The sequence below is a fragment of the Pseudomonas sp. efr-133-TYG-5 genome (assembly GCF_030209175.1).
In the GTDB taxonomy this organism is placed as follows: domain Bacteria; phylum Pseudomonadota; class Gammaproteobacteria; order Pseudomonadales; family Pseudomonadaceae; genus Aquipseudomonas.
Window position 1 is genome coordinate 1,244,093 of record NZ_JARVSM010000001.1, and the last position, 12,601, is coordinate 1,256,693.

The 12,601-nt window shown below is 63.9% G+C and carries 11 protein-coding genes; 5 read left to right on the forward strand and 6 right to left on the reverse strand.

Features of this window, described 5'->3' with window-relative positions:
* Window positions 1-78 precede the first annotated feature (78 nt).
* Together phnX and QRN70_RS05615 are read left to right on the forward strand one after the other, a co-directional pair.
* Window positions 79-906 carry a phosphonoacetaldehyde hydrolase gene (gene phnX, locus QRN70_RS05610; RefSeq protein ID WP_285416225.1) on the forward strand — a complete coding sequence of 276 codons (828 nt, stop codon included), beginning with the start codon at window positions 79-81 and terminating at the stop codon, window positions 904-906.
* 190 nt (window positions 907-1,096) lie between these two features.
* Window positions 1,097-1,645: a cytochrome b gene (locus QRN70_RS05615; protein WP_285416228.1), complete on the forward strand. Its 549-nt coding sequence runs from the start codon at window positions 1,097-1,099 to the stop codon at window positions 1,643-1,645.
* A gap of 12 nt (window positions 1,646-1,657) precedes the next feature.
* Here QRN70_RS05615 and QRN70_RS05620 read toward each other — a convergent pair whose 3' ends face one another.
* Window positions 1,658-2,584, reverse strand: a complete 927-nt coding sequence (locus tag QRN70_RS05620) for a 1-aminocyclopropane-1-carboxylate deaminase/D-cysteine desulfhydrase (protein ID WP_285416229.1) — start codon at window positions 2,582-2,584, stop codon at window positions 1,658-1,660.
* Between the two features lie 87 nt (window positions 2,585-2,671).
* Window positions 2,672-4,711: an NADPH-dependent 2,4-dienoyl-CoA reductase gene (locus tag QRN70_RS05625; RefSeq protein ID WP_285416231.1), complete on the reverse strand. Its 2,040-nt coding sequence runs from the start codon at window positions 4,709-4,711 to the stop codon at window positions 2,672-2,674.
* A 208-nt stretch (window positions 4,712-4,919) separates the two neighbouring features.
* Here QRN70_RS05625 and QRN70_RS05630 point away from each other — a divergent pair, with 208 nt between their 5' ends.
* Both QRN70_RS05630 and QRN70_RS05635 read left to right on the forward strand, forming a co-directional pair.
* Complete coding sequence (locus QRN70_RS05630; RefSeq protein ID WP_285416232.1) at window positions 4,920-6,050, forward strand: carbon-nitrogen hydrolase family protein; 1,131 nt, start codon at window positions 4,920-4,922, stop codon at window positions 6,048-6,050.
* A gap of 2 nt (window positions 6,051-6,052) precedes the next feature.
* Window positions 6,053-7,093, forward strand: coding sequence for an AraC family transcriptional regulator (locus QRN70_RS05635; protein ID WP_285416234.1), 1,041 nt, complete (start codon window positions 6,053-6,055; stop codon window positions 7,091-7,093).
* Between the two features lie 4 nt (window positions 7,094-7,097).
* Here the strand turns inward: QRN70_RS05635 and QRN70_RS05640 are convergent, their stop codons facing one another.
* From QRN70_RS05640 to QRN70_RS05650, 3 genes are all read right to left on the reverse strand, one after another.
* Window positions 7,098-7,247: a hypothetical protein gene (locus QRN70_RS05640; protein ID WP_285416236.1), complete on the reverse strand. Its 150-nt coding sequence runs from the start codon at window positions 7,245-7,247 to the stop codon at window positions 7,098-7,100.
* A gap of 159 nt (window positions 7,248-7,406) precedes the next feature.
* Window positions 7,407-8,270: a DUF2242 domain-containing protein gene (locus QRN70_RS05645; protein WP_285416237.1), complete on the reverse strand. Its 864-nt coding sequence runs from the start codon at window positions 8,268-8,270 to the stop codon at window positions 7,407-7,409.
* 92 nt (window positions 8,271-8,362) lie between these two features.
* On the reverse strand, window positions 8,363-9,262 hold the full coding sequence (locus QRN70_RS05650) for a LysR family transcriptional regulator (protein ID WP_285416238.1): 900 nt from the start codon (window positions 9,260-9,262) through the stop codon (window positions 8,363-8,365).
* Window positions 9,263-9,384: 122 nt separating this feature from the next.
* Here QRN70_RS05650 and QRN70_RS05655 point away from each other — a divergent pair, with 122 nt between their 5' ends.
* Window positions 9,385-10,590, forward strand: a complete 1,206-nt coding sequence (locus QRN70_RS05655; protein WP_285416240.1) for an MFS transporter — start codon at window positions 9,385-9,387, stop codon at window positions 10,588-10,590.
* Between the two features lie 60 nt (window positions 10,591-10,650).
* Here QRN70_RS05655 and QRN70_RS05660 read toward each other — a convergent pair whose 3' ends face one another.
* The gene (locus QRN70_RS05660; protein WP_285416242.1) at window positions 10,651-12,522 is read right to left on the reverse strand and encodes a SurA N-terminal domain-containing protein; all 1,872 of its coding nucleotides are present in this window, start codon (window positions 12,520-12,522) and stop codon (window positions 10,651-10,653) included.
* Between the last annotated feature and the right edge of the window lie 79 nt (window positions 12,523-12,601).

Here is a 12,601-nt window from a genome sequence, read left to right on the forward strand (position 1 = left end):
GTTGAATGTGCCAGCGCATTCGCGAGCAAGCCCGCTCCCACATTTGAGCTGTATTACCAACTCAGGATTTTGATTGCCATGAACTACACCAACCCAAGCAAGCTGCAAGCCGCCATCCTCGACTGGGCCGGCACCGTGGTCGATTTCGGTTCCTTCGCGCCAACGCAGATTTTTGTCGAAGCCTTCGCCGAATTCGACGTCCAGGTGTCCATCGACGAAGCCCGCGGCCCGATGGGCATGGGCAAGTGGGACCACATCCGCACCCTGTGCGACCAGCCGCAGGTTGCCGAGCGTTATCGCAAGGCGTTCGGCCGTTATCCGACCGACGACGATGTCACGGCCATCTACAACCGCTTCATGCCGCTGCAGATCGAGAAGATCGCCGAACACTCGGCGCTGATTCCCGGCGCACTGGAAACCATCGCCGGCCTGCGCCAGCAGGGGATCAAGATCGGTTCGTGCTCCGGCTATCCGAAGCAGGTGATGGACAAGGTCGTGGCACTGGCCGCCACCAACGGCTACGTTGCCGACCATGTGGTTGCCACCGACGAAGTGCCCAACGGTCGCCCATGGCCGGCCCAGGCCCTGGCCAACGTGATTGCCCTGGGCATCGACGATGTCGCCGCCTGCGTGAAGATCGACGACACCGTGCCGGGCATCCTCGAAGGCCGTCGCGCCGGGATGTGGACCGTGGCGCTGATCTGCTCCGGCAACGCCCTGGGCCTGGACTACGAGGGCTTCCGTGCGCTGAGCAGCGACACCCTGGCCGCCGAGCGCACGCGTATCCACGCGCTGTTTGCAGGCTCGCGGCCGCATTACATGATCGACACCATCAGCGATCTGCCGGACGTTATCGCCGACATCAACAAGCGCCTGGCCAACGGCGAGATGCCGCAAAGCGCCTGATCGCTGTCTGCGCCGCAAACAGAAAACGCCAGTGTCCGGCCGACACTGGCGTTTTTTTATGGCAAAGCCCTGATCCAGCCCTTTCACAGGCCGAGCAGCGTCGGGCAAATCCGCCAAAGCGGATTACAGTTAAAGCATGCGGTCAGCGCGCAATGGCGCGCGTCAGCCCGGACCTGTGAGGAAACACCGTATGCCGTGGACAAGCTCGCAATCGCGCTACAGCACCGTATCGATCCTGCTGCACTGGCTGATGCTGGTGCTGTTGGTGCTGGTCTACGCCAGCATGGAGTTGCGCGGCGTCTTTCCCAAGGGCAGCGGTGGCCGCACGCTGATCCGTGAAGTGCACTACATGCTCGGCCTGACCGTGTTCGTGCTGGTGTGGTTTCGCCTGCTCGCCCGCAGCCTGGGGCCGGCGCCACAGATCTTCCCGGCGTCGCCGCACTGGCAGACCGTGCTCGCGCGGCTGATGCACTGGGCGCTGTACCTGTTCATGATCGCCATGCCGATTCTCGGCTGGCTGATTACCAGCGCCGAGGGCCATCAGGTGATGTTCTACGGCTTCGATCTGCCGCTGCTGGTGAACGAGGACAAGGCGTTCGCCAAACAGATCGAGCACTGGCATGTGCTGATCGGCACCCTCGGTTACTGGCTCATCGGACTGCATGCGCTGGCGGGGATTTATCACCACTACGTGGTCGGCGATAACACGTTGCTGCGGATGATGCCCAAGCGCGGCTGATGCTCGCGCGGCTCATTCGCCGCTCTGGGGTAAACCGCGACGCCCCTGCAAGCCACCGGTGTGGACGAAGACCAGCCGCGTGCCAGGGGCGAACCGTCCCGCCTCGACCTCCCGGCGCAGTGCCAGCAGCGCTTTGCCGGTGTACAGCGGCTCCAATGGCACGCCGCTGACCTGCTCGCTCTGCGCGATGAACGCGAGCAACGCCGCGTCGACCTTGGCGAATCCTCCACGGCTGGCGTCGATCAGCTGGTAACGCGGATTGGCCTGCCCGGCTTCACGGACAATCGCCTCGACCTGCGGCGCTACGCCATGATCCTCCGGCACGGCCAGGGCGCCGTACACCCGCCGCTCGCCGGCCTCGGCAAGAACCAGCCCGGCGAGGGTCGTGCCCGTGCCACAGGCCAGCCACCAGCCGTGAAAATCATCCCAGCCGAGGCGCGGCAGTTGTTGCTCAACCTGTGTCTTGAGCACCGTGCAGCCCTGCGCGCCCAGCCAGCCGCCACCGCCCTCGGGCACTGCCTGCAGCGTCGGGTACAGCGCCTGCCACGGTTGCCAGAAATCCGCTTGGTGACGGGCGCGATAACCGGCGTAGCCCAGCCAGTGCAACTGCATGCCGAACGCCTGCAGATCCGCCACGGTCGGGGTGACCTGCGGATGGCCGCGCAGCAGCCCGACCGTGGCGAAGCCCAGACGCTTGCCCGCCGCCGCCAGTGCATGCAGGTGATTGGAGTGCGCACCGCCCAGGCTGATGATGCCGGCGGCACCCGCGCGGTCGGCGGCCTTGAGGTGTTCGACGAGTTTGAACCACTTGTTGCCGCTGATCAGCGGGTCGATGCGGTCCAGGCGCAGGATCGCCACGTCGATGCCGGCGTGAGTGAGCCAGCCGAGTTGCAGTCGTTCGAGGGGGGCTTGGGGGAGCCAGTCGGAAGGAACAAGCATGGGCGCCGCAGCAGCAGAAAAAAGCCATTCTAACAGCAGCCCAACATCCTGCAGGCGCAGCCTTTGGCAGCGCCTGCAGGGTTGTACTCAGAGTTCGGCGGCCAGGCGCGAACCCTGATTGATTGCACGCTTGGCATCCAGTTCGGCCGCCACGTCGGCACCACCGATCAGATGAACGTTCTGCCCCGCGGCCACCAGGCCATCGTGCAGTTCGCGCAGAGGATCCTGGCCGGCGCAGATGACAATGTTGTCCACCGCCAGCACTTGCGGCTCGCCGGTTTCGCCGATACGGATATGCAGCCCCTGATCGTCGATCTGCAGGTATTCGACGCTATTGAGCATCTGCACCTGCTTGTTCTTCAGGCCGGTACGGTGAATCCAGCCGGTGGTCTTGCCGAGGCCGTCGCCGACCTTGGTTTTCTTGCGTTGCAGGAGGAACACTTCGCGGGCCGGCGCATGCGGCTCGGCCTTGATCCCGGCCACGCCACCGCGCGCTTCGAGGTGGCTATCGATGCCCCACTCTTTCCAGAACGCGGCGCGATCCTGGCTGGTGGCCACGCCCTGATGAACGAGGAATTCCGAGACATCGAAACCGATACCGCCGGCGCCGATCACGGCCACGCGCTTGCCGACCGGTTTGCGCTCGAGGATCACGTCGAGATAGCTCAGCACCTTGGGGTTGTCCACGCCGGCAATGGCCGGGACACGCGGGGCGATGCCGGTGGCGAGGATGATTTCGTCATAGCCGCCCTCCAGCAGCTGCGCCACGTCGACGCGGGTGTTCAGGCACACCTCGACATGCGTGGTCTGCAACTTGCGTTTGAAGTAGCGCAGCGTCTCGTAGAACTCTTCCTTGCCCGGCACGCGTTTGGCGATGTTGAACTGGCCGCCGATTTCACTGGCCGAATCGAACAGCGTCACCTGATGCCCGCGCTCGGCGGCCACGGTAGCGGCGGACAGACCCGCCGGGCCGGCACCGACCACGGCGATCTTCTTGATCTGCTTGACCGGCAGGTAGTTGAGTTCGGTTTCGTGGCAGGCGCGCGGGTTGACCAGGCAACTGGTGAGTTTGCCGCCGAACGTATGGTCGAGGCAGGCCTGGTTGCAGCCGATGCAGGTGTTGATTTCGTCGGCGCGGCCTTCGGCAGCCTTGTTGACGAAGTCCGGGTCGGCGAGGAACGGGCGCGCCATCGACACCATGTCGGCGTCGCCTTCGGCAAGGATCTGCTCGGCGATTTCCGGGGTATTGATGCGGTTGGTGGTGATCAACGGGATCGACACCGAGCCACGCAGCTTGGCCGTGACCTTGCTGAACGCGGCGCGCGGCACTTTGGTGGCGATGGTCGGAATCCGCGCTTCGTGCCAGCCGATGCCGGTGTTGATGATCGTTGCGCCGGCCTGCTCGATGGCCTTGGCCAGCAGGACAATCTCTTCCCAGGTGCTGCCACCCTCGACCAGGTCGAGCATGGACAGGCGGAAAATGATGATGAAGTTCGGGCCGACCGCTTCGCGCACGCGGCGGACGATTTCCACCGGCAGGCGCATGCGGTTTTCGTAGCTGCCGCCCCAGCGGTCGGTACGGTGGTTGGTGTGGGCGGCGAGGAACTGGTTGATGAAGTAGCCTTCCGAGCCCATGATTTCCACGCCGTCGTACTCGGCGCTCTGTGCCAGCAGCGAACAGGTGACGAAATCGCTGATCTGCTTCTCGATGCCTTCCTCGTCCAGCTCCTTGGGCTTGAACGGGTTGATCGGTGCCTGGATCGCACTCGGCGCGACCTGTTTCGGGCTGTAGGCGTAACGCCCGGCGTGGAGGATCTGCATGCAGATCTTGCCGCCCGCATCATGCACCGCACGGGTGACGATGCGGTGCTTGAGCGCTTCCTCTTCGGTGGTCAGCTTGGCCGCGCCGGAATACACCCCGCCCTCGTCGTTCGGGCCGATGCCGCCGGTGACCATCAGGCCGACGCCGCCCCGGGCACGCTCGGCAAAATAAGCCGCCATGCGCTCGAAACCGCCCGGCTTCTCTTCCAGGCCGGTGTGCATCGACCCCATCAGGGTGCGGTTGCGCAACGTGGTGAATCCCAGGTCCAGCGGGGCCAGCAGGTGCGGGTAATGAGCGGCGGTCATCGGTAACTCCACAACGAGCGATCACGGAAAAAGTGCGGGAGCTCTGCGTCCCCCGTCAGTCATGTTCGACAGACTAAGAGTCGCGTCGCTGTCACTCAATGACCGTAACTGACAACTTATTGATCCAAATGAGCAGCGCCCCTTGGCAAGCGCAGGCATGGGCCCTACCCTAGTCGCCACACCCTGTACCCGGTTGTTGTTGGTTTTCATGCGCAGACTTTTGTACCTGACTTTTTCCATGGCCCTTGTGGCCGCCGTTGCTGCCTACGCCATGTGGGCGGCCGACCGCCCGGTGGGGCATTACTTGTCGGACCTGCGCATCAGGCTGGCGGTCGACCAGGGCACGCCCGCCGACCATGGCAACCTGCTGGGCATCCAGCCGGAACTGTTCCCCACCGATTACCAGAGCCCGGCACGCCTGCATCGCAAGCTCGCGGCCTATCTGCAACAGGCTCAGGATCAGGGCCTGCTGAACGAAAAAACCGTGGTGGTGCTGCCCGAGCACATTGGCACCTGGCTGATGATCAGCGGCGAGAAAGACGAGCTGTACCAGGCGCCCACCCTCGCCGAAGCGATGAACTGGCTGGCGGCGAGCAACCCGTTGCGCTTCGCCCGCGCGTGGCTCAGCGCCAGCGGCAGCAACCGCCTCGACGACGCCCACCTGCGCATGAAATCCCGCGACATGGCCAAGGATTACCAGGCGCTGTTCGGCGGCCTGGCCAAAGAGTTTCACGTCACCCTGGTGGCCGGCTCCATCGTCCTCCCGGAGCCGCGCGTGATCGACGGCCGGCTCAAGGTCGGCAGCGGCCCGTTGTTCAACAGCAGCGTGGTGTTCGGCAGCGACGGCCTGCCACTCGGCCAGCCACAGCGGCAGATGCATCCGATCTTCGACCAGCGCGAAGTGCTGCAAGCCAACGACGCGCACCTGGTCACTGTGGTCGACACTCCGGCCGGGCGCCTTGGTGTACTGATCGGCAGCGACAGCTGGTACCCCGACAACTACCGCAAACTCGACGAGCAAGGCGCACAACTGATCGCGGTGCCGGCATTCGTCATCGGCCACGGCGTCTGGGATCAGCCGTGGCGCGGCTACAAGGGTCTGAGCACACCGAGTTCGGTCAGCCTCAAGCCCGGTGAAGTCAGCGAAGGCCAGGCCTGGCATCGCCTCACGCTGACCGCGCAACCACCCAGCAGCCGGGCAATTGCCGGCATGAGCGTGTTCCTGCGCGGGCAGTTCTGGGACAAACCGAGTTCCGGGCAAAGCTTCCTCAGCAGCAACGGCCAGCAGTTCGCCGATGGCGAAGCGCGCGGTGCACGCCTGCTCAATCTCTGGTTGTAAGCATGAAGCCGCTGCCGATGCGTCTCGGGGATCTGTCGGTGGGCTTCGTCCACAGCCTCGCCGATGCCGTGCGCAGCCATGCCATTGACCCCGTGCCGCTGCTCGAGCAGTACGGCCTCGACGCCGCCCGGCTCGCGGAAGCCGGGGCACGCCTGTCGATTCCGCGCTACATGCGCCTGGGCCACGCCGCGATTCAGCTGACCGGCGACGCGGCGCTGGGGCTGCGCATGGGCCAATTGAGTCGCCTGAGCCAGGCCGGCCTGGCCGGTGTCACGGCCGCCCAGGCCCCGACCGTACGCGAGGCTGCCCGTTGCCTGATCCGTTTCGAACCGCTTTATGGCTCGAACTATCGCGGCCAGTCGAGCTTCCATGAGGACGCCAACGGCGCCTGGCTGCGCTTCTACTCGATCAGCCCGTACAACGCCTATAACCGCTTTGTGGTGGATTCGATCATTGCCGGCTGGCTGCACCAGCTCGGCAGTGTCGGCGGTGCTGCGCTGCGTGCCGAGCGCATTGAAATCGAGTTCGATACCCCGGACTACCGCGACGCCTACGCCGTGCTCGGCGAGTCGCCGATCCAGTTCGGCGCCGAACAGAACCAGTTGCGCCTGAGCCTGGCCAGCCTCGCCCTGCGCAACCCGCAGCACTGCCCGAGCACCTGGCGGCACCTGCTGCAACTGTGTGAACGCGAACTGGAGCAGATGACCCGCACCCGCAGCCTACGTGAACGCATCACGCAATTGCTCGGGCCGTTGCTCAATGGTGGCCGGGAACCCGACCTGGAGGAAGTGGCGGCGCGCCTGAAGCTGCCGACCTGGACGCTGCGGCGCAAACTTGCCGAGGAAGGCACGCAGTTTCGCGCGATCCTCAACGACACGCGCCGTGACCTGGCGATGACCTACATTCGCGACACCGAACTGGCGTTCGGCGAGATCGCCTACCTGCTGGGTTTTGCCTCAGCCGAAGCTTTCCAGCGCGCCTTCAAGCGCTGGAACGGCCAGACCCCTGGCGAGTTCCGTCGCAGTCACCGCAAGACCGCCTGACGCCTTACAGCTCGGTGGCGTCTTCCGCCGGCTCCGGGGAGTCCAGCTCGTAGGCCTGATATTCGAGCAGCTCTTCTTGATAATCATCCATCGTGTAATCCCCCTGACTGCTCGCTAAAAATGGTCCTGAACAAAGGACCAGCGCCTCGAGCATAAAGTGCCCGCATGAAGGAAAAATGAAACCCGGCCTTCATGTTTGAAACGTAGCAGGCGCTCAGGAATTTATCACGGGATTTTTTGATGGCAGGGTCAGCTTTTCCAGCGTCGCCTCAGCGCCAGTGGACGGGAGCGAGCGCACTCGCTCCCCCGCGGGTCACTGCCCAGTGGCAGGCATGGCCGGAATCGGCTCGGACGGTGGCGGCAGATCGCTTGGATTGGTCGGCGGCGTGATGGTCTCGCTCGCCGGGGCGGGTTCAGCCGCAGGGGCCGGAGTGATCGGAGCCGCTTCGGCCGGCGGGGCGACGGGTTCGGCACTGACCGGCGCAACGTCGGCCGGCGCTGGCGAGGGTGTCGCCGCCGGTTCTGCTGCCGGTGCGGGCGTGGCCGCCGGGGCCGGCGCTGCAGCCGGTGCCAGGGCGGCCGGCGCGGCCTTGGCTTCAGGCACGCCCAGGTCGGTCTTGGGTTTTTCCGTAATGTGCGCGGCTTTCTTCGCTTCGGCCGGCAGGAACAGCTCGACCAGCGTGAAGAAGCGCTCGTAGAACTTCTGCGAAGACACCGTTTCGCTGGCCACCTTGACCATCGAATCGTCCGACGAGCCAATCGGCATCGACACCGAACCGAGCACGCCGACCCCGAGGCTGGCGGAGTTATTGGTCTTCTTCAGCGCATAGCGATCCTGCAAGGCATTGGCGAACACCGTGGCATGGTGGCCGGCGCTGCCGTCATCGGCGCAGACCACGTTGAAACTGATTTCCAGGTGGGTTTCGCCGGTCTGCTGAAAGCTCTTGTGGCCACTGACCAGTTTCGGGTCGCTGCTGGTGATGATGTAGCCCTGGCTGAGCAACGCGCGGCGGGCCGCTTCGCAACTGGCAGTGTCGGTGACCGGATAGTTGCGCGAGAACGTGCCGGAGTCGTCGAAGTTCTCATGCTCGTAGATCGGCTTGTCCTTGGAACAGCCGGCAGCGGCGGTCAGCAACAACGCCAACCCGATGAAACGCACGGGAATAGAATTCAACATTAAACATCCTGAGGGAAAACGGTCCGGGGCGTATTGTGCAACAGATCGCAGCCCGGCGGCGCACCGATTAGTGTCTTAAAACAGTTACAACTCTACCGAGCGTGGTCGACAGGAAAAAGTCGAGCCGCCAAATGATCGACGAACACGCGTAATTTGGCGGTCGCGTGGCGACTTGATGGCCACAGCACCCAGAACTGGCCGACATGCGCCAGGTGCGCGTCCAGCACTCGCTGCAGACGCCCTTGCGCAACCGCCTCGTGGGTCATGAAGTCCGGCAGGCAGGCGATGCCCATGCCGGCCAGCGCCGCGTGGCTCACCGCCTCGATGGAGGTGCTGACCAGGCGCGTCGGCAACGGCGGTTCGACCGCGCCCGGCTCGCGCACCAGCGGCCAGGGCTCCAGTTTGCCAGTGGCGTGGAACGTGTGGCGCAGGCAGGCGTGATCCGCCAGGTCGGCAGGCGTCGCCGGTACGCCGCGCTGGCGCAGATAGTCCGGGCTGGCGACCAGCACCATGTGAAATTCTCCCAACGGCCGCGCCATCAGGCGGGAGTCCCGCGGTTGGCCGGTGCGGATCACCGCGTCGAAGCCCTCTTCGACCACGTCGACCATGCGATCGGTGAGGTCCAGATCCAGCTCGATCTGGGGAAACAGCGCCATGAACTCGGTCATCACCGGCATGACCAGCCCGTGCACCTGCGGCAGGCTGACTCGCAGCTTGCCGTGCGGCGCCGATGTGGCGTCGCACAGCTCGAATTGAGCAGCCTCCAGTTCTGCGAGAATCTTGCGGCACCGCTCGAGAAACAACGCGCCTTCGCTGGTCAGGGTGATGCTGCGGGTCGTGCGGTGAAACAAGCGCACGCCGAGCCGCGCTTCCAAGCGGGCAATGCTTTTGCCCACCGCCGAAGACGACACCCCTTGCAGGCGCCCCGCCTCAGTGAAACTGCGGGTTTCCGCCACCTGCACGAACACCGCGATACTGCCCAGGCTATCCATACCCATTCTCCGATTGCCGACATCCAGGTCCGATATGTTCGGAACCATAACCTGTTTTTCCCTAATACACAGCGCCCTACCCTATGGCCTTCATCACCTTCGGCAAAACGGATGCTGACCCCATGAACGATGCACAACTGACCTCCCCGTCCCTCGACCACCCGGTCGAGGCGCGCGAACGCCTGCCCCTTGGCGCACTGCTCGCGCTCGCCACTGCCGGCTTCATCACGGTGCTGACCGAAGCCATGCCCGCTGGCCTGTTGCCACAAATGAGCAGCGGCCTGGGCGTCTCGCAGGCATTGGTCGGGCAACTGGTCACGGTGTACGCCCTCGGCTCGATGCTGGCGGCCATTCCGCTGACCATCGCCACCCGTGGCTGGCGTCGGCGACCGCTGCTGTTATCGGCGATCGGCGGCTTTGCCATCGCCAACAGCATTACAGCCCTGTCGGATCTGTACTGGCTGACGCTGCTTGCGCGACTGATTGCCGGCGTGTTTGCCGGACTGTTGTGGGCGTTGCTTGCGGGGTACGCGAGCCGCATGGTCGGCGAGCACCTGCAAGGACGTGCCATCACCGTGGCCATGCTCGGCGCACCCGTTGCGCTGTCGCTGGGAATTCCGGCGGGCACACTGTTGGGCACCGCGATCGGCTGGCGCCTGAGCTTCGCGATCATGACCGCACTGACGCTGCTGCTGGTGCTCTGGGTGCGCTGGCAAGTGCCGGACTTTGCCGGCGAGCGTGCCAGCAAGCGCCTGCCGCTGCGTCAGGTGTTTACCCTGCCGGGCGTGAGATCCGTGCTGTTCGTAACCCTGACCTACGTGGTCGCGCACAATCTGCTGTACACCTACATCGCGCCCTTCCTGCAACCCTCGGGGCTTGGCGACGACATCGACCGGGTGCTGCTGGTGTTCGGCCTGGCCTCGGTGCTGAGCCTGTGGATCGTCGGCAGCCTGATCGATCGCTGGCTGCGCGAGCTGGCATTGATCAGTGCCATGCTGTTCATGCTCGCGGCCATTGCCCTGGGGCTTTGGCGTGAGTGGCCGAGCGTGGTCTACCTCGCTACCGGCGTCTGGGGCCTGGCCTTCGGCGCGATGCCTTCGCTGTTGCAGACCGCTTCAGCGAAAACCGCAAGGGACGCCGCCGACACCGCGCAATCGATGCTGGTGACTCTGTGGAACGTCGGCATTGCCGGCGGTGGCCTGGCCGGCGGCCTGCTGCTGGGCAACGTCGGCGTCGAGACGTTTCCGTGGATCGTCGTGGCCATCCTGGTGCTGACGCTGTCGGCGACCTTCAACGCCCGCCGTCATGGCTTTCCCCGGGCAACCTGACGGGCAAAAAAAAGCCCCGGATGTTCATCCGGGGCTCTGGTCCTGCCACTCAGTCAGACATCAGTAACGCTTGATGTCCGCTTCGCTTTCAAGCTGCTTGCGGTAAGCCGCGAAGTCTTGCTGGCCGATACGCGAAGCAAGGAAGCGACGGTATTGCGCCTTCTCTTCATCGGTCGGCGCAGCAGCTTCATTGACACCGTTCAGGCGCAGGATCATCAGGCTGCCGTCAGCCAGCGTCACGCTGCTGAAGGTCGGCTTGTCCTTGGCCGCCGGTTTCGGCATGCGGAACAGCGCTTGCAGTACCGCTGGATCGACACCGTCCTGGGCACGGGTGGCCGCTTCGGTGACTTTCCAGTTCTGGCCGTCGATCGCGCCGTCGAGCGGGGTCTTGCCATCACGCAGGCTGGCAATCAGTTGCTCGGCCTTGGTCTTGGCGGCAGCGCTGGCGTGCTCCTTGGTCAACTGCGCGCGAATGGCCGTGGACACGGCTTCCAGCGGCAGTTGCGCAGGCTTGAGATGCTCCTTGGCGCGCAGCACGACAACGGTTTCCGGATCCAGCTCGATGGCGGTGCTGTTGGCACCCTCATCCAGGACTTCGGTGCTGAACGCGGCAGTCACCACGGCGCGGTTGGCCGCAATGCCTTCGCCACCTTCACGGCCGAACGGCTTGGAGGTGTGCACGGTCAGTTTCAGATCCTGCGCCGGCTGCGCCAGGTCGGAGGCCTCGAACGAAGCGTCTTCCAGTTGCTTGGTCGCCTCGACGAAACGCTGCTCGACCTGCTGGGTCTTCAGCTCGCGGGTCAGCTTGTCCTTGAGGCTGGCGAAGCTTGGCACTTCCGGTGCTTCGACACCCAGCAGCTTGATCAGATGGAAACCGAAATCGGTGCGAACCGGCGCGGAAACCTGATCCTTGGACAGCGCGTACAGGGCTTTTTCGAAAGCCGGGTCGTAAACGCCAGGACCGGCGTAACCGAGGTCACCGCCATTGTTGGCCGAACCAGGGTCCTGGGAGAACTCCTTGGCCAGTGCTTCAAACTTCTCGCCCTTGGCCAGGCGCGCCTGGACTTCCTCGATCTTCGCCTTGGCCTGGGCCTCGGTGGTCTTGTCGTTCACTTCGATCAGGATGTGCGCCGCGCGACGCTGTTCCGACAGGTTGGCAATCTCTTTCTGATAAGCCGCCTGCAGGTCTTCGTCCTTGACGGCAACCTGATCGAAGAACGAAGCCTTCTTCAGTTCCAGGTAATCGATGACCACTTGGTCGGGAGTCATAAACTCCTTGGCGTGCTCGTCGTAGTAAGCCTTGACTTCATCGTCGGTCAACTTCACCGCGGCCGGGTCAGCCTTGATGTTCAGGGAGGCGAAGTCGCGAGTCTGTTTTTCCAGACGGGCGAACGACTGCACCTGGGCATCAGTGACGAAACCGCTGCCGGCCACGCCCGCACGCAGTTGGCCGATCAGCATTTCCTGGGCCAGCATCTGGCGGAACTGCATACGGCTGTAGCCCAGTTGACGGATCACCTGGTCGAAGCGCTCGGAGCTGAACTTGCCATCCACCTGGAATTCAGGGGTTTGCAGAATCACCTGGTCGAGTGCGGCTTCGGAGAAGGCGAACTTGGATTTTTCTGCGCCTTGCAGCAGCAGTTTGCGATCGATCAGGCCTTTGAGGGCCGAGTCGCGCAGCATTTTTTCGTCGAGCAAGGAAGCGTCGAAGTCCTTGCCCAGCTGTTGCATCAGCTGGCGGCGTTGCATATCCACCGCCTGGCTCAGCTCGTTCTGGCTGATTTCTTCGCCATTGACCTTGGCCGCCTCGTTGGAGTGCGTCGTGGCCTTGAAAATGGCATCGAAACCGGTCAGGGCCATCAGTGCAACGATGACCCCGATAATGGTCTTGGCAATCCAGCCTTGTGAATTGTCCCTGATATTCTGCAGCATGCGTCCCCCAGAAACGGTTGAACTTCAATTTAGGCAACCGTGGAGCGTGGGTAGAATCCGGATAGAAGAAAGGCGCATC

Bases quoted from the DNA above. Each gene is read 5' to 3' on its own strand.
- phnX (WP_285416225.1), top strand. From the start codon at position 79: ATGAACTACACCAACCCAAGCAAGCTGCAAGCCGCCATCCTCGACTGG.
- QRN70_RS05615 (WP_285416228.1), top strand. From the start codon at position 1,097: ATGCCGTGGACAAGCTCGCAATCGCGCTACAGCACCGTATCGATCCTG.
- QRN70_RS05620 (WP_285416229.1), bottom strand. From the start codon at position 2,584: ATGCTTGTTCCTTCCGACTGGCTCCCCCAAGCCCCCCTCGAACGACTG.
- QRN70_RS05625 (WP_285416231.1), bottom strand. From the start codon at position 4,711: ATGACCGCCGCTCATTACCCGCACCTGCTGGCCCCGCTGGACCTGGGA.
- QRN70_RS05630 (WP_285416232.1), top strand. From the start codon at position 4,920: ATGCGCAGACTTTTGTACCTGACTTTTTCCATGGCCCTTGTGGCCGCC.
- QRN70_RS05635 (WP_285416234.1), top strand. From the start codon at position 6,053: ATGAAGCCGCTGCCGATGCGTCTCGGGGATCTGTCGGTGGGCTTCGTC.
- QRN70_RS05640 (WP_285416236.1), bottom strand. From the start codon at position 7,247: ATGCTCGAGGCGCTGGTCCTTTGTTCAGGACCATTTTTAGCGAGCAGT.
- QRN70_RS05645 (WP_285416237.1), bottom strand. From the start codon at position 8,270: ATGTTGAATTCTATTCCCGTGCGTTTCATCGGGTTGGCGTTGTTGCTG.
- QRN70_RS05650 (WP_285416238.1), bottom strand. From the start codon at position 9,262: ATGGATAGCCTGGGCAGTATCGCGGTGTTCGTGCAGGTGGCGGAAACC.
- QRN70_RS05655 (WP_285416240.1), top strand. From the start codon at position 9,385: ATGAACGATGCACAACTGACCTCCCCGTCCCTCGACCACCCGGTCGAG.
- QRN70_RS05660 (WP_285416242.1), bottom strand. From the start codon at position 12,522: ATGCTGCAGAATATCAGGGACAATTCACAAGGCTGGATTGCCAAGACC.